Below are 15,760 nucleotides of genomic sequence, written 5' to 3'. Positions count from 1 at the left end.
TTGACGGTCACCGCTGGGGAAACCCTTCGGGGAGCGGTCGCAGGGGGTTGGGCTGATGCTGTAGTCGCCGAGGCCGCCGTCGGCCGGTGGGACGCGTGGGGAGAGCGGGATCGAGCGGCCTGCACGCGCGCCTCGGTGGTCGGCCCGTTCTCAGCGCTCCGGTGGACGCCGGTGCGCTGGTGGGCCGATCGGTAGACCTCGTAGCCCTTCCGGCTGCCGGCGGCGACGAGATAGATCTCGCGCTGGTGGTTCGAGGTGGGCGGGGCCGGACGGAACTGGATGGCCATCCGGTAGGAGACGGACGGGTCGACGTAGACCTTGTGAAACCCCGCCAGGGGGCCCTTGAGTGGAAGGCAGTCGTCGCTGCCGTGCACCAGGTGCTGCAGCTCCAGCAGCGCCAGGTCACGGATGCGTTCGGGGAGTTTCCGCAGATCCGCGATGGCGTCGGGGTGCGCGGCGAAGGCGAAGCGGGCGCGGCTCACATAGACCTCCCGGGCCCCGGTCGCCGCACTGTTCCCGCCGACGGCGTGCTGTGGGCCTCGACGCCGGCCTTCGGCATGGTGGAGGCGCCGGTCGATCGGGTGAGGGCGGCGCGGGTCCGGAGAGCGGTGGCGTCGTCGCGGTATTCGGGCGGCTGCGGCAGCGGGCCGCTGCGGTGCCAGCCCCAGCTGTTCGGGCGCAGGGGTTGCCAGCACACGGTGGTGGGGACGGGGCGGGCTCGTCGCTGAGGGCGGCGAGTTTGACGTCGTACGCCTCGCCGTTCAGGACGAGGATGAACATCGAGGTGGGGCCGTCCTCCTCGGCCCCGGATGTCTCCGGGGCCGAGGCGCCGTCGGTCGGCTCGGTGGCGGTGGTGTCGGGCGCGGGCTCGGAGCGCAGGCGGTCGAGGATGACGCCGTGCTGGCGGACCTCGGCCATGGTCTTGGCGAGGGTGCTGGCGAGGTCGTCGAGGTCCCCGTCGGGGACCCGGAACGGTTCGGAGTCGGGTGCGGTGGTGCTGGTGTCGGGCATGGCGAGCAGGACCCGGAGAAACCGCGATTTGGTTCGGCCGGGGAAACCCGGTAGTGGGGCACTACATCGCCGTACAGCGTGGGCAATGCGGCAAGGGTGGGGCCAGCAACTCCGCGGTTCGTCTCGCCTGTTGGGGTACGACGCCGTTGCCGAGGGCGGTGAGCTGAGCTGGCCGTCCGAGCCCTGGGGTGGCGGTGACCCAGCCGGGTTCCAGGCCCTGCATCCACTCCACGAAGTCGGCACGGAGCCGTCCGTCCGCCCGCGCCGGTGAGCGGCGGTGCGGGGGCGGGTGAGCCTCTCCCATCGGGCGATGGCGGCGGCGTACGCGCCCCATTGCTGGGCTGCTCCCCGGCTTCCGGAGGGTCTGTCCAGAGCGGCAGAACTGTGTCCGACAGGGGAGGGCGCTTGCCCGGTCGGCATTCCGGGGCGCCCGAACTGCGCCCGCGGTGCGGGGAGGGACGACGCTGCTGTGCTCGGCGGGGTCATGTCCCCGTTGCCGTGACGCTGATTGGGCGAGCCCTTGGCCCCGTCCGACGCTGTCGGCGCCGGCAGCAGGAGCCGCTCCATCTCGTCGGCCAGGTTCGGTCCGTGGCCCCCGCTCTTCCTCTTCGAGGGGCGCTCCGAGCCGCCGTTCTTCGCGGGGTGCCGCCGAGGGCGGCCTGCACCCCCAGGTCCAGGCCGCCGTACCCCGAGCAGAGCGATCCGATCAGTGGAGGGCGCGATGGTGGTCTTCACGTCACCTGCTCCGAGCGGTCCGGGCCGCAGGAGCCGCTGCTGCTGCGGTGGCGGGAGCAGGAGGCGAAGCGGACGCTGCGATTGATGGATCGGTGGCAGGCGGCCTGGATATGCGCGGACGGACGCGAAACTGCTTGTCGGTGGCCAGCAAGATTCTCCCACCCACGGCCGCCTGGCGGAGAGTTACCTGACCACGGAAAGTCTCACTGTCAGACGATGGTCGCCGCCGGGGTGAGACACATTCCCACAGCGGCTCGGAATGGCCGTTCGATGTTTTCGTGGGGCGAGATCGGGGTCTACGGGCCAGGCCATGACTCACCTGATGGCCTGCGCCTGTGCATCGGCCGCTCTCCGGCGTTCGGCCGGAGAGCGGCCGGAGGTGCGCGGGGTCAGTCGAGGGCCAGGAAGCTGCCGACGTTCTCGTCGGGCCGGAACTCGCCCGGACCCAGGGGGTTGAGGACCTTCGTCGAGCAGTTGCCGTCGGGGAAGAGCAGGATGGTGCCGCTGGTCCGGTTGCTGATCGCGGTGTCGGCGCCGAGGCCGGGGTAGCACTTGCCGGCCTGCGGGTCCCGGGTCTGCTTGAACTGGCCGCCGTTCTCCTGGATCACGACGCCGGGCGCGGCCGAGGCAGTCGTGAGGTTGACGCAGGACAGGGCGAGGGCGCCGGCGGTGGCCACGAGGGCCGCGCGCCGGCTGAAGCGCATACGCATGAGGGCTCCGTACTGAGGTTCACAAGAGGGGCACGTCATGGGAGCCCCGAGGCTCCGGACTGCTCTGGCGCCTTGCTGCTCCCGCATGCCAGGTACCCGGGCCGAGGATCAGCCCTCACGACGCGCCCAGCGGTTCACCCAAACGGGATCCGTGTGCAGTTTTTTGCCCGTTGAGGGCGGGCGCCCCAGTTCGCTGTAGCGACTTCCGTGTTCGACATGGCAAAAGCGGGGAACTCGGATGGCCGCCAGCGGGGCCTGCGCGCGAGGGGGTGCTGGCCGTACGAGGGGAAGCAATCTTGGCCGTTGTCACTGCTTCCGCTGCGACGCGCAGGGAGTTGGCGGCGTCGGGAGCCGCGAAGTGTGAGCCTCCTGGCCGTGGTCGGCGGTGCGGAAGAGAACGTCGTTGCCCAAGTTGGTGATCAGCTTGCCGAGTTCGGAAATCTGCCTGGCGACGGAGACGCCGTCGGGCGAGCGGTGCGGGTCTCCCTCGATCGGGAGCTTGGCGCGCTGGGCATCGAAGGCTGAGGCCGTGGCACGCAGCGCCAGGGCGTCGGTGACGCGGGTGTTGTTCATGGCGAACCCCTATGGACAGGGCGAGCGGTGGGCGGGGGAGGCGTCAGCCGTGGCCGCGAGAGGGCGGTCGCACAGGGGCCGGGCTGGGCGCAGGGCTGATCCGGGCCGGGGAAGGTGAAGCGGAGCGCGGGGTGCTGCGCGCGAGGGCGGCATGCACCTGCGCAGGGGGAGGCCGGTTCGGCGAAGGAGCCGGCTCCGCCTCCGGGGTGGGCTGGCCGTTCGCGGATTGCCAGCGGGTACGGACGTCGTCGAGCGGGTCGAGCGCGTGCAGGGCGTGGTTGATGAGTTGCCCGGGGGCCAGGGTCTCGTTCTCCGCCAAGGCGTGGACGGCGCGTGCGGAGGTGGCTGCCGTGCGGGTGACCGAGGAGCGCATCACCCGCGCCCCGAGCCACTCTGCGCTTTCGGAACTCTCGCCGTTGCAGATGGTGGTGAGCTTGTCGCCGGAGAGTGTGCCGCTGGCCAGCAGGCCGCGCCGCTGGGCTTCCCAGAGCAGTGTGATGTGGTCGATGGGTTCGCTCCGGTGGTGGAGCGCGCTGAGGCAGCGGTAGAGCTGCCCGTGGGCCGGGTTGGCGAAGTCGCTCGGCCGCAGCCACCCGACACCTCGACCATGGCTTTCGGCCGCTCGGCCAGGACGGCAAGAAGAAACCGCTCTTCCTCGGCGACCTGTTCTCCGCTGGCCGTCGGCGGCACGGTGGGGAGGGGAGACGGCGGAGCGGCGGCCGCGACCGGGCGCGGCTCGGTGCCCCACCGCCGTGCGAGGTCACCGAGTACCCCGGCGAGAACATCGGCGTGGTGCATCGCTCCCTTGACGTCGCCCCGCAGTGCGTCGGCACGGGCTGCTTGGTGAAGGCGGACTGCGTGTTCCGTGATGGTGCGGTGGATTGCGCCTTCCAGCACCATGCGGCCGTACACCGGGGCGTGTGCGGGGCGCGGGCAGGACTGGATGAGGGTGTGGGCGTACGACGAGGTCAGCGCCCGTACGTGGAGGCTGGCCTCGGCGATCGCATCGGTCACCCATGACAGCGGCACGGGCTGCTCGGCCAGCGCGGGGTGGCCGTCGTTGCGGAGTGTGCGCAGGGCGGCGAACAGCGCTCGGTGGGCCGGCCGGGAGAAGTGATTCGGCGCGAGCCACTTCAGGTGTGAGAGCTGGCCCGGATCGAGTAGGACGGCGCCGAGTACTGCCTGCTCCGCGGTGACCAGTGGGCTCATCGTCGCCCCTTGGCGCCGGAGGCGGCGGCGCCGTTCTGCCGGGCGTGGAGGTCGGCGGCCGCTTGGTCGGCCGCTGCCATCGCCTGGGCGAAGCCGTTCAGCGTGCTGGTGAACGTTGGGTCGGCGACGGGAACGGACCCGGGCCCGCTGACCCACCACCACCGGCCGTCGCGCAGGGCGACCGGCGCGTGTGCGAGCCGCTTGGGGCGCGGAGCGAGCGGCGGGCTCATGCCGACAGCCCGAAGTCGTCGCGGCCGTGAGTCTTCGCGAGGGCCCGTTCGGTGATGGCCTTTGTCGCGCGGGCCGAGGTCGGGCCGATCACCTTGGCGCAGGGCTCCTTGTACCAGGGCCGGAGGCTGAGCATGGCGATGCGGATGCCGGTGGCCAGGAGCAACGCCTTGCCCTTGGGTAGGGCACGGATCGCGTCCGGGGGCAGGACCCGCTCGGTGCGCATGCTCACGGAGGTGGACTTGCCGCTGTTGCTGTCCGAGACGGAGAGGGTCTGCACGTCGTGGTCGCCCACCTGCCTGCTGAGGCGGTCGGCGAAGTCGGGGTCGTCGATCCCGGACCCGACGATCTTGACGGTGGCCGCGGACCAGAGGGCGTCCATGCCGGCCTCGCCCCAGCACCGCTGCCCCTGCCGGTAGGACTGCAAGATCGTCATCGGGATGACGCCTCGGCTGCCCAAGTGGCTGTACAGATCAGGGAGATCGTTGATATGGCACACGTTGGCGGCTTCGTCGAGGACGCACAGGGCGGGCGGGTCGAGTCGTCCTCCGGCGCGTTCGGCGGCGACGACGGCTGCGCGCATGACCGAGTCGGCCGCTGCGGCGATGATCGCCGAGGCGCTGCCGCCGCCGTCCTTGCTGAGGAGATACAGCGTGTCGCGGGACGTGGCGAAGGCGGCGGGCTTGAACTCGGGGAGGCCCTTGTTCGGCGTGACCCACGCGGCGACATCCGGGTCGAGAAGGCAGCTCGCGTACTGCCGACTCGGTTCAAAGATGCCGTCGCGGGTTTCGGTGGCGCCGGAGACGGTGCCCTGGAGCTGGGCGGCGACCGCATGGTGGCCGGCATCGACGAGCAGGTCCACCGGAGTCCGGTCGGACGGAGTGGCGAGCCAGGCCAGGACATCGGTGATCGGGCGCCGGTGGCTGGCTGCGGCGAGGAACAACGCGCCGAGCGTGTTGCTCGCCGCGGTGGACCAGAAGTCGGAGCCGCTCGACTCATCGACGCTCGCGGCGACGAAGTGCCCGGCCAGACGTTTCGCCCCCGCCAGGTCGCGGGCGTCGGCCAGGATGTCCCACCACATCTCGCGCGGGTGATGGGCGATCTGCTGCGGGTCGAGCGTCCAGACCGTGCCGACCTCGGCGCGGGCGTCGAACGTCGCGGTGAACGCATCACCTCCGGCCTTGTTCGAGGTCAGCAGCACCGGCCCGGGAGCGGAGAGGATCGCGGGAATCGCCAGAGCGGAGGTCTTTCCGCTGCGCGGCGCCATGATCGCGACGATCACGTCCTCCCAGGAGGCGCGGACCTCGACACGGCCCGGGGAGAGAGCGCCGACGAGGATGCCGCGGTCGGCCGGAGCAACCTCTTTCCACTCCTTACCGCTCAGGCTCGGCCGCAGGCTCTGGGCCTTGGTGGCGATCTCCTTGCCCGTCAGCGGGGCGAGGTCCGCCTTGCGGGCGAGGCCGTTCGTCGCGCCACCACGCAGCCGCATCCACAAGAGGAGGCCGACGACAGCGAGGCCGATGGACACCAGAGCGGGAATGATCCGCGTGCTGACCAGCAGGGCGGTGGAGTCCAGGTGCGGCCACAGACCGTCGGGATGCAGCAGGGCTTCAACGACCCTGAATTCCACCCAAGGCCCGGTCCCGAAGAGGGAATTGGCGACGTTTCCTGAGAGCCAGGCCAGGGAGCCGAAGGCGAAGGCAGTGCCGAGGACACCGAAGAGGAGGTAGAGGAGCGCGTCGACCCCGGTGGTGGCCGAGGGCGCGCTGGTACGCGGGACGGGCAAGGTGAGTCCTGAGAGTGAGCGCAGGCGGGTGAGGGGCGGGCGCGGGGCGCTCTTCTGCTGGTCATCGAGACGGGGCTCCTGTTCGGGAAGGAAACTGGCGGTCAGAAGTAGGGGCTCTCGGTCGGCCGGTCGGCCGAGGTGGCGGCATCGAGCAACTCGGTGAGGTCCTCGGGCTCGGAGAACCGCTGGTCGATCCACCACCCAGCACGGGTGAGGGTGCGGGCGGTCTCCTCGATCTCGGCCCACTCCATCTCGTCGGTCTCCCCTTCGAGAACCAGCGCGGTGTAGGCGGCGGCCAGGACCTGGTGGCGGCAGCGCACGCCCCAGGCGACGGCTCGCTCGGTCCCCTCCAAAGGAGGCATCCGGTACTGCTGCGACCAGGCTTCGGACGCGGCCTGCTCTTCGGCCTGCTTGGCCTTCAGCCAGGCGGCCCGTTCCTGTTCGTCGCCGTCCTTGGAGGCCCGCCAGCAGTCGGTGCTTATCTGCACTTCACTCGACCGGGTGCATCGGTCTGCGGGCGTCGAATTCCATTGAGATGGAGACGGGAAGCGTGGCACGGTTCTCGCTGTGAGCGACTTCCGGCGAGAGCAAGATCAAGTTTGTGTAGAGCAGGCGCTCTTGGACGCTGATGTGCCGGACAGTGTCGTCCGTGTCGTGCCTGACCTGCTGGGTGAGATCCTGCCTGCCGTTGGGGAGCGACTGGTGGGCATCTACCTGTATGGATCGGCGGTGAGCGGGAGCTTCGACGAAGGGGTCAGCGACGTCGACCTCATGGTCGCGACCGACTCCGCACTCAGCGATGTCGTGGTGGACGCGTTGGCCTCGGCGCATGAACGCTTCTGGGCTGTCCACCCGGACTTCTTGGACAGGATTGACATCGTCTATGCGCCGACCGTGACCCTCTCGGGCACTGTGGGCATGGCAGACGACTTGCCCCCGCTGCTGACCGTCTCGCCCGGATCGCCGCTTCATGCGACCCAGGCGACACAAGAGTGGGTCTTGAACCGCCGTCTTGTCTTCGAGACGGGCGTCACGCTCGCGGGTGCGCCGGCACGGTCCGTTGTTGCGCCGGTCAGCCTCGATGAGGTTCGGGATGCAGTGGCCCGAAAGCTGTACTCCCTGCGGGAGTGGGCTCCGAGCGTGAGGCACCGCGGGGGCCACGCCTATGTGGTGTTGACGACCTGCAGAGCGCTCCTGACGCTGACCACGGGCAGGCAAGTCAGCAAAGCCGAGGCAGCCGAGTGGGTGCGCTGCCGCCAGCCACAGTTTCGCCTGTTGATCGACTCCGCGCTGGAGTGGCGACAAGCACAGGCAGTCCGTGATGAGACGCCACTGCCGGAGAGTTTGGTTTCCCAGATCGTCGACTTGCTGGATCTGGCCTGCGCGTCGGTGGAGGAGGAGTGCCGAGGGCTGCCGTCCGGATGTTGAGCGGGGTTGTTTGGCGCCAGCGGCCCGGTTGCAAGCCGAGCCGCTGGATATAGCCGTGGTCATGGCGAGGGTTCCTTCGGGGGCATGGCGGTGCGTGGGAGCGGGATTCCGAGGTCGACGGTGGGGCGTTGGGTTCGGCGTTGGGTGTCGTCGCGTTTGGCGCGGAGGAGTTGGAGGGTGAGGTCGAGTCCTTCGATCTCACCGGCCCAGCCTTCGGCTTGGGCGCGGGCTCTGCGGGCTCTGCGGGCGGTGAGGTCGGTTTCAAGGTCGTCAAGCCGACTGATCATCTTGGGGCTGACTTGGAGCATGGGACACCGGATGCAGGCGTGTTCGTGCTGGCAGGGAGTGCCGTAGGGGCGTCCGCATGCGCCGAGTTCGGCCTTGCGCTTGTCGAAGTGCTCTTCGAACTCGTCCCATTCCTCGCCGGTGACGTCGCGGTATTCGTGATCGGGGCGGAGCTCGCGGCGTTCGTTGAGGTGGGTGAGGTAGTGCCGGATGACGTCCTCGTCGAACACGGCGACGTAGCCGCGAGTGGTCTGGATGTTGAGGTGGCCGAGCAGTGTGGCGCCGATGTGGATGGGCAGTCCGCTGTTGACGAGCTCGGTGGTAAAGATGCGGCGGAAGTCGTGCGAGGTGAATGTCACCGAGCGGAACGCGGGATGGTGTTCAGCGAGGTCCTTGCAGCACCGTGCGAGCATGTGCAGGACGGTGAAGGGGCTGATCACGCTGCGCGTGGAGCCGATCTTGCGCTGGAACAGGAACGGCAGGGGCGGGCTCCAGACCTTGTCGTGTGGGTCGAAGCGCTGAAGGATCGGGACCGGATTTCCGTCGCGGGTGTGCCGTCGGATGACCGATGCGATGACGTGGAACAGTTCGGCGGACATCGGGATGACGCGCTCGCGGTCGGTCTTGGACGGGCTGATGACCAGGAGGGCGACCATCTCGCCGTTGTTGCGTTGGTAGTGGCGGATGCTGAGGTGGCTGATCTCGCACATCTCCTCGATGCGGGCGCCTGAGTGACGCAGCGTTTCGACCGCAGCCCAGTCCCAGAAGGCTGTCTCTTCCTCTGCTTCAATCTGGACCAGTTGCCCGGTGTCGTCCCGGACGCGGACGGGGGTGCGGTGGCCGCCGCGGGCGAGCGTGCGGTCCTCCTCGGTCAGGACACGGCGGTAGGTGCGTCCGCCGTGGGTGAAGGTCGTGTCGGTGACGGCCGCAGATGCCTGTTCCAGGAGGGTGCGGGTGCGGTCGTAGCGCTCCTCGACGTGTCGGACGAGCAGTGGCAGGAGTGGCTGGCGCAGACGGGTTCGGTCGGCGGACCGCTCGTTGATCCGGCGGCGGCGCTTGGCCAGACCGCGTAGTTCGCTGGGCGGGACTGGGCATGGGGCGACCCAGGGGGCCCATCGTTCGGGCTCGTCGGCGGCCCACGTGTGTAGGTCGTAGTAGAAGCTGCGGACGGCGATGATGATGGTGTCGACCCCGATGCGGGGCTTGCCGTCTTGGCGCACGCCGATCTGCTGGCGCCAGGCGCTGTAGAGGTCGGCCGAAATGTTCAAGTCCGCTTGCTCAGGGTTGATCTCCTCGATACGGGCCCAGAAGAGGTGGGCGACGTGGCGGACGAGGTGGACCAGCGAGGCGTAGTCGGTATCGGACTTGCGGCGGTGGAAATAGTCGAGCAGGAGCCGGCGGACACTCTGGTTGCGGATGCTGTGGCGGTCGACGAGTTCCTCGAGTGTGAGCTGGCCGCGGTGCAGGGCCTGACGCATCGTGGCGGGCGTGCTGGCCGGGAAGTGGCCCATCGCGTGCAGGACGTTCCAGGCGGCACGTCCGGCGAACACGTTGGCGTCCTTCTTGCCGGGCCGCAGAACGGCCTTCGCCGCGCGCGAGGCGTGGGCGTGGTGAAGCAGGGCCGCCGGAGTGAGGTCGGCGAAGCAGATGCCCTGCACCGCGAGCAGGCAGCACACGTCGAAGAGCGCTTCGCGTTTGTGAGCCCAGGAGAAGTCATGGTGGGCGACCTGGACGGCGTACTTCTCCAGCAGGGGATCGTCCTGGGCGGCGATGAACTGTCCCGGGAACCCGTTGAAGTTGTGCTTCTTCACCACCAGCAGCGTCGGCTGGACGACGCGGAGGCAGACCAGTGCCCTGACGCCGACGCTGTGCTTCTGCCCGGTCTGGTTGGCGCCCAGGTCAGCGGCGGTGATCTCGCCGCGGCCCAGAGGGCTGGCATCCCAGCGCTGTTGCCAGGTGATGCCCTCGAATCCGCTCAGGTAGGCCAGGACGCGCCGGGTGGAGGCCCGGTGCTGTTCGGCGGTCCGCGCGGCGGCGTCCGGCGAGGCGTCGTGTGCGAGTTGGCCGATGAGCTGTGGGGTGGCGGCGGACAGATCCCCGAAGGGGCGCGGCAGGGTAGTCACCAAGGCCGGTTGGGCCTCGATCTGGCTTGAGGTGAAGCGGCCGGTGAAGGCCGGCTCGTCGCCGGCGTCGGTGTGGCGACGGCTGCCTCCGGTGGTGGGACGGGCGAGGTCAGCCACCGAACACCACCTCGATGTCCGCGGCGGCGTAGCCCGCGGGGTAGTACCGGACTGGTCGCGGTGTGGCGTAGTGCTCGGTGAGTTTGTCGAAGAGTTCCTCGACGTGGACCGCCAGATAGCGGTTGGTGGTCTGGATGTCGGCGTGCCGCATGATCGTCTGGACTTCGGGGAGCGTGAGCTTTCCTCCATTGGCCATGCGGTAGGCGGCGGTGTGCCGTAGATCGTGCAGCGACCAGTTCGTCCCCAGCAGGGTGTTCGCCCGCTGCATGACTCGCCGTAGAGCCCAGTAGGTCAGCGGACGCTCGGGCCCGCGGCGGACCCGCCAGACCGGTTCGCCATCGGCGGGCGTGCCGGCCGCGTCGAGGTAGAGGGCCAGGCGGATCAGACCCTGCGGGGAGACCGGGACCGCTTCCCTGGCCCGCGTTCCCTTGGTGATTACGTAGATCCGCTGGCCGGACCAGTCGATGTCACCGGCGGTGATGCCGAGGAGTTCCTCGGCGCGGGCGCCGCTGGAGACAAAGATCTCCAGCAGGGCGCGGTCCCGGTCGCAGTTCATCGCGGCGAACAGTTCGTCCCACAGCCGGTCGGGAATCGCCCGCGGCGGCCGGTCGGGAACTCGCTGCCGCAGCCGGGCCCGACCCACCACCGGCGTGGGCTCCAGCGGACTGCGGTGCCCGAGCGCGCGGCGCCGCTGAGCCGAGCTCGGAACCGGGTTGACGACTGGGCCATGGCCCTGACGCGCATGGAACTCGTAGAATCCGCTGATCACCGTCAGAGCGTGGTTGATGGTGCGCGGCGCGTACCCAGCGGACAAAGATCCCTTGCCCGTACGGAGATTCACCGTCCCGGCCACTGGGACATTCGCCCGGCGTCGCTGACGCTGCGGGTTGGCGGCCGAGCGCAGCCAACCCGTCAGCACAGCGACCTCGGACTCCGTCGCCCGCTCCCACCCGATGCCGAGCAGCCACAGCAGGCGGAACCACCGCAGCATGCCGTAGCCGTAGCTGCGGCAGGTCAGCGGGCTGGAATCCCCGAGCGCCAGGTCCCGCAGAAACGCGGTGACCGGCTCGACTTCAGCCCCCGCCGCATCGAGCACCGCGTACGGCGGATGCGCCCGGTTGACCTCCACGACCCGTCCGAGGCGAGGGATGGCCCATCGGCCCTCCATCAACTCATCGCGTACAACCATCACTTGCTCCTTGATCGCGGACTGTTACGCCGAGATCAACGAGGCGCGGTTGGTGCAGTTAACAGAGCACTCCTGCTTGGCGAGCCATGCGGCGAAGCCCGCGCGACGGTCGGCCGCACGGTCGGACAGGTCACGCTCGGCCGAGTGGCCGCAGGAATGGGCGATCTGCCAGATGGTCTTCACGGCCATGAGAACTGCTCCTTACGGGGTCAGCGGGTGCGGGAGAAAGCGATGCGCGGGTCGACCGGACGCCCGGCAGGGCGGAGGCGGCGGGGGCGGGAACCGGCGGCTTGCCCGGGAGGCCGGTGCGGGCCGGGCTGGCTGCGAGCGCGGCGGCGCCGAGGGGGGATGCGCGGGTGGTGGATTCCTGACCGCGCTCGGGGCGGACCGCGGGCGTGGGCGCAGGGGAGCGGCGCGCTGATACATCCCGGGCGAGGCGGGGCTGTACGGCTACCCGGAGACCGAACCGGTACATCGACACCGTGGCGCTCGCGACCTTCTCCAGAGCCTCGCTGCGGTCGATGGAGAGGGGCAGCGTGTAGACGTCCAGGTCAGGCGCATGCCGCCAGCCATGCTCTTCCAGGACGCGTCGGCCGGCGAGTGCTGAGGAGTGGTCGCTGGTGGCCGCGGCGATGCCGAGCTGCGGATGCTCGGCGAACGCGACGTCGGGCTCTACGAGCTGGGCCCGGTCACGGTCGAAGGCCGCGCCGGAGCCCAGCGCGGGGTCGAACGCCGCGTCCGCGTCGACCTGATAGCCGGCCATGCGCAGCAGCGCCACGGCCCGGGTGGTACGGGCCGGTCCGTCATGCTGCTGGTCAGCCAGTGCATACAGCGTCGGGTGGTCCGGGACGGGGCGGAAGCCGAGCCGCGCCAGCATCCAGGTGCCGGCGGCGAGTTGTTTCGGGTTCGAGGCGACGATGCCGTAGTCGGGGTGGTGGCCGACTGCGATGTCGGGCAGTGCCTCTTGAGCGGGGGCGGGCATGGCGGATCCATCCGGTGCAGGCTCGGGGAAGGGAGACGGAGACCGAGATGGATCTGCTGGTGCAGGGCATGGCGCGCTCCGAGGCGGGAAGCGGTCGACGACCGGTGCGGGTAGGGGAGGTGGTGTTCTACGAGGATGTGGCGATCGGCCGGTTTGGCCTCGCCGGATATCGGTGCTACGGCGTCACCGGGAGCGGGGCGGGGCAGCCGGGCGCGACGCAGGCGGTGCGGGAGGCGTCGGGGGGCACCGGGCGGGTGCCGGTCGCAGACCGTGCACGGGCTGCCTGGACACGTTCGGGCTGCGCGGGGCGATCGTGATCGGTCCGGGTGGCCACGTAGTCGGCCACCCGAGCCAGCGCCGCGCCTTGGTGCGACAACTCGTCGGCGTAGTGCCACCCTTCGCTGTTGCGGAACTTCCGAGCTTCGTCCGCGTACAGCTCCCGAGAGCCGGGGTGTGAGGCGTCCATGAGGGCCATGACCTGCTCCCACTCCTCATGGAGTCGGCCTGCTCGTTCCAGCGTGGTGTCGTGCCGCATAGCCGGCGGAGGTCGTCGCTGATCGGCCCCTCGACGTAGTCGGCGCCCTGGGCAGCGGCGCGGACACCGGCCAGCACCTCGGGCCCGTGGCCGAGGAAGACCTCGACGTTTTTCCACGCTTCGGCGTCGCGCGCGACCTTGCCGTCCTCATAGCCCTCCTCGTCTATGGACCAGCACACGTCGTCGCAGAAGGAGTCCGAGACCGCGTCCCAGGCATCGGACGCTCGCCGGATACCCGCAGCGGCGGCGAGCGCAGGAATGTGCCGCCGCCACGCCAAGGCGTCTGTGGCCGCCTCCGGCTGTCCCTCGCGGAACTCGGGGTGCTCCTGACCCACGGAGTTGAGGTAGAGCCGAAGGCGGTGCAGGGTGTTGCGGCTCAGCTCGTCGTGACACTGGCTCAGCGGGTCGGCGTGGATCAGTAGGAAGCCGTTCACCTGGTGAGCCCGGAGGCGATGGCTGCGGTCGTCGATCGCGTCGAGGCGAACGGCTGGACCATCTGCCCCTGTGGTGAGGACCATGGCCAGGCCGATGTGGACGCTGGCTGCTTGCCCGTCGCGTCACTATGCCGCGCTGGCCCGCGGTCGCCGCCGGGTGTTGCTGTCGCGCGGGCCAAGTGGGATGCCGACGCGGTTCGCGACGGCCTCTGCGGTTTCGTCGTCGAGCATCTGCATGACGGCGATGCGGTGCAGGTCGTCGATGAGACGGGCGACCTGAAGAAGGGCACGCACACGGTCGGGTCCAGCGCCAGTACACCGGCACAGCCGGACGCAGGTGCGCCGTGCCGGGAAGTGTGCCGCCAGAGAGGCGGCCGCCCTCTGTTTTCCGACATCGAGGTCTTCACCTGCCCTGGGGAGCACGGCTCCGGTCGGCAGCAGTGCGCGCAGCGCCGGTCCAGGCAGGGGCAGACCAAACCGCTTCGCGCGCCTGTGTGGATCTAGCCACACGGGCGCCGCTGAAACCGGATATGTCAGGAGATGATTACACTGGAAGAGCCTTTGATTTGGTCATTCCTTTGCCGGTTGTTGGGGATTTGCTGACGCGTTGATATCTTCAGCAAGTGCACCGCAAATAATGTGGATACCCCATGAGGGCGAGGTTTTGATGTTAGTCAAGCAGATAGTGCGACGGGCCTTTGACGCCACCTTGCTGGTCGAATCACAGATACTCGAGATTTCATCGGTGCGAGGCATGTCTCTGGCGCAGCAGCGTGGGATGTTGGAGCGCTTTGATGCTCATGGCTTCGTGATCCTCCGGTGTCTGGACCTGAGTGACAGTTACCGGGATCTGCTCGACCTTGGAAGGTATTTTGGAAATCCGGCGCCGCACCCACGGGCGGATGACCAAGGAATCGTCGGGATCAATGCCTTCAGGTATACGGCTGGATTCCTTGGTTCTACTCCAGCCGAACATCTGATGCATACTGACGGCGCCTTCCGTGATGCACCCGAGAAGATCATAACGCTCCAGTGCGTCACCCCAGCAGCGACCGGCGGCATGACCTTACTCGCGAGCGCGCAAGCCGCGTATGACCATGTGGCGCGTGTATTCCCGGGCAAGGTTGAGGTTTTGTCGAGGGCTGATGCGCTCACGGTTACCCGTACATCGCAGAGCAGCACACAGGCGGTGTTCACTCGCTGCGGAGAATGGCGTGGCATCAAGTTCCGTATGCGCGATGGCGCCGCAGAGGTCACGCCACACACCGACGCGCAGGAAGCCTTCGAAGAACTGTGCCGATTCTTCCAGGCTTCGGAAAATCGACTCCAGTTCAGGCTGGAAGCTGGCGACATTCTGATCGCGGACAACACGGCCGTCGTGCACGGCAGGACCTCGTTCCCTCCGCACGAACCACGGAACATGCGTCGACTCAATTTCGATGCGACCGGCCCCGCATGCGCACGCCTGGTCTTCGGCTTCCTTCCCTCCGTATCGAGCGAGGCCGGTCCAGAAGCGTGGCTCGATAGGTGATTACCCAACTGATATCCATCGTTCTGCCCATCGGGCTCTGTGCCGGCCTGGGAGCACTGTGGGATAAGTTCAAGCAACCCGTCGACACTGCCTTCGTCACGTCGTTCGTGTCCAACGTCGGGTTCCCCTGCCTCCTGCTCTCGTCCCTGGACCGGCCGGGGCTCACCCTCGGTCGCGTGGCGCAGACCTTCGCAGCCGGCGCCCTGGCGGTCGGCTGCTTCGCTGTTCTCGGTCTCCTCGCGCTGAAGGTCCTGCGCCTCCGAGACCGCCGCTATCTCCCGGCGCTGATGCTGCCGAACACGGGCAATCTCGGTATACCCATCGCCTACTTCGTCGTCGGCGATGATGGTCTTGTCTTTGCGGTGGCTTTCTCCACGCTGATTCAGATCGGCCATGTGACGCTAGGCGCGTGGCTTGCCTCTGGTCACATGTCCCCCAGGCAGCTCATCAAGAACCCGATGCTTTATGCGCTGGCGCTGGCGCTGGCGAAGCTGGGTCTCCATATCGAAGTTCCGGTCCCGCTGGCGAAAACGTTGGAACTTCTTGGCGGTGTCACGCTACCGTTGATGCTTTTCATGCTCGGAATTTCCCTGGCGCGCCTTCATGTGGGAAGCCTTTCCAGGTCCCTGTTCTTGTCGTTCGTCCGGGTTGGCGGAGGATTTTTGGTGGGGCTTCTTCTGGCCGCGGCACTGGGACTCTCATCGGCGGCGGCGACGGCTTTCGTCATTCAGTGCTCCATGCCGGTAGCAGTGCTGAGTCATATGCTCGCACAGAAGTACGAAGGTCCGAGTGGAGAAATTGCCGAGATGGTCCTGGCGTCGACAGTTTTGACGGTTGTCACTCTTCCGCTCCTGGTCAAGTTCGCCTAGCGTGGACATACCGGC

14 protein-coding genes and 3 pseudogenes are annotated in these 15,760 nt (G+C 68.5%); 6 read left to right on the top strand and 11 right to left on the bottom strand.

The window, feature by feature from the left end; translation table 11 throughout:
* Nucleotides 1–14: 14 nt before the first annotated feature.
* Nucleotides 15–482 (bottom strand): annotated as a pseudogene (locus ABT345_RS31120) (type II toxin-antitoxin system RelE family toxin); the annotation flags it as partial.
* Between ABT345_RS31120 and ABT345_RS31115 the strand changes: the two are divergent.
* The gene (locus ABT345_RS31115) at nt 378–728 is read left to right on the top strand and encodes a hypothetical protein (protein WP_345082574.1); all 351 of its coding nucleotides are present in this window, start codon (nt 378–380) and stop codon (nt 726–728) included. The pseudogene ABT345_RS31120 and the gene ABT345_RS31115 overlap by 105 nt on opposite strands.
* Before the next feature lie 1,407 nt (nt 729–2,135).
* On the opposite strand, the gene ABT345_RS31110 is transcribed toward ABT345_RS31115, so the two are convergent.
* The 6 genes and pseudogenes from ABT345_RS31110 to ABT345_RS31080 form a co-directional block, all read right to left on the bottom strand.
* Nucleotides 2,136–2,456 (bottom strand): hypothetical protein, encoded by a 321-nt coding sequence (locus tag ABT345_RS31110; RefSeq protein WP_345080876.1) that lies wholly within the window; start codon nt 2,454–2,456, stop codon nt 2,136–2,138.
* 306 nt (nt 2,457–2,762) lie between these two features.
* The gene (locus ABT345_RS31105) at nt 2,763–3,029 is read right to left on the bottom strand and encodes a hypothetical protein (protein ID WP_345080873.1); all 267 of its coding nucleotides are present in this window, start codon (nt 3,027–3,029) and stop codon (nt 2,763–2,765) included.
* Nucleotides 3,030–3,072: 43 nt separating this feature from the next.
* Nucleotides 3,073–4,238, bottom strand: a pseudogene (locus ABT345_RS33300) (DnaB-like helicase N-terminal domain-containing protein).
* Entirely contained in the window at nt 4,235–4,468 is a 234-nt protein-coding gene (locus ABT345_RS31090; RefSeq protein ID WP_345080870.1) for a hypothetical protein, read from the bottom strand. Before ABT345_RS31090 ends, ABT345_RS33300 begins: the two are co-directional and overlap by 4 nt.
* Nucleotides 4,465–6,252 (bottom strand): type IV secretory system conjugative DNA transfer family protein, encoded by a 1,788-nt coding sequence (locus ABT345_RS31085; RefSeq protein WP_345080867.1) that lies wholly within the window; start codon nt 6,250–6,252, stop codon nt 4,465–4,467. Before ABT345_RS31085 ends, ABT345_RS31090 begins: the two co-directional genes overlap by 4 nt.
* Nucleotides 6,253–6,353: 101 nt before the next feature.
* The gene (locus tag ABT345_RS31080) at nt 6,354–6,740 is read right to left on the bottom strand and encodes a hypothetical protein (protein WP_345080864.1); all 387 of its coding nucleotides are present in this window, start codon (nt 6,738–6,740) and stop codon (nt 6,354–6,356) included.
* 166 nt (nt 6,741–6,906) lie between these two features.
* On the opposite strand from ABT345_RS31080, the gene ABT345_RS31075 reads away from it, so the two are divergent.
* On the top strand, nt 6,907–7,680 hold the full coding sequence (locus ABT345_RS31075; protein ID WP_351323975.1) for an aminoglycoside adenylyltransferase domain-containing protein: 774 nt from the start codon (nt 6,907–6,909) through the stop codon (nt 7,678–7,680).
* Nucleotides 7,681–7,739: 59 nt separating this feature from the next.
* On the opposite strand, the gene ABT345_RS31070 is transcribed toward ABT345_RS31075, so the two are convergent.
* From ABT345_RS31070 to ABT345_RS31055, 4 genes are all read right to left on the bottom strand, one after another.
* Nucleotides 7,740–10,205, bottom strand: a complete 2,466-nt coding sequence (locus ABT345_RS31070; RefSeq protein ID WP_345080858.1) for a tyrosine-type recombinase/integrase — start codon at nt 10,203–10,205, stop codon at nt 7,740–7,742.
* Nucleotides 10,198–11,394 (bottom strand): tyrosine-type recombinase/integrase, encoded by a 1,197-nt coding sequence (locus ABT345_RS31065; protein ID WP_345080855.1) that lies wholly within the window; start codon nt 11,392–11,394, stop codon nt 10,198–10,200. The genes ABT345_RS31070 and ABT345_RS31065 overlap by 8 nt, the downstream gene beginning before the upstream one ends.
* Before the next feature lie 130 nt (nt 11,395–11,524).
* A complete protein-coding gene (locus ABT345_RS31060) occupies nt 11,525–12,376 on the bottom strand; it encodes a hypothetical protein (RefSeq protein WP_345080852.1) in 852 nt (283 codons plus the stop codon).
* Nucleotides 12,377–12,551: 175 nt separating this feature from the next.
* Nucleotides 12,552–12,911, bottom strand: coding sequence for a hypothetical protein (locus ABT345_RS31055; RefSeq protein ID WP_345080848.1), 360 nt, complete (start codon nt 12,909–12,911; stop codon nt 12,552–12,554).
* 86 nt (nt 12,912–12,997) lie between these two features.
* On the opposite strand from ABT345_RS31055, the gene ABT345_RS31050 reads away from it, so the two are divergent.
* The 4 genes and pseudogenes from ABT345_RS31050 (at nt 12,998) to ABT345_RS31035 (ending at nt 15,745) form a co-directional block, all read left to right on the top strand.
* A complete protein-coding gene (locus ABT345_RS31050; RefSeq protein ID WP_345080845.1) occupies nt 12,998–13,333 on the top strand; it encodes a hypothetical protein in 336 nt (111 codons plus the stop codon).
* A gap of 147 nt (nt 13,334–13,480) precedes the next feature.
* Nucleotides 13,481–13,680 (top strand): annotated as a pseudogene (locus tag ABT345_RS31045) (transposase); the annotation flags it as partial.
* A 332-nt stretch (nt 13,681–14,012) separates the two neighbouring features.
* The gene (locus ABT345_RS31040) at nt 14,013–14,876 is read left to right on the top strand and encodes a TauD/TfdA family dioxygenase (RefSeq protein ID WP_345080842.1); all 864 of its coding nucleotides are present in this window, start codon (nt 14,013–14,015) and stop codon (nt 14,874–14,876) included.
* Nucleotides 14,873–15,745: an AEC family transporter gene (locus ABT345_RS31035; protein ID WP_345080839.1), complete on the top strand. Its 873-nt coding sequence runs from the start codon at nt 14,873–14,875 to the stop codon at nt 15,743–15,745. The genes ABT345_RS31040 and ABT345_RS31035 overlap by 4 nt, the downstream gene beginning before the upstream one ends.
* The last annotated feature ends 15 nt before the right edge of the window (nt 15,746–15,760 follow it).

This window comes from Streptomyces sp. NPDC000404 (assembly GCF_040300365.1).
GTDB lineage: Bacteria > Actinomycetota > Actinomycetes > Streptomycetales > Streptomycetaceae > Streptomyces > Streptomyces ramulosus.
The sequence above is the reverse complement of the archived record's forward strand: the minus strand, read 5'-3'. Positions and strand labels throughout refer to the sequence as shown.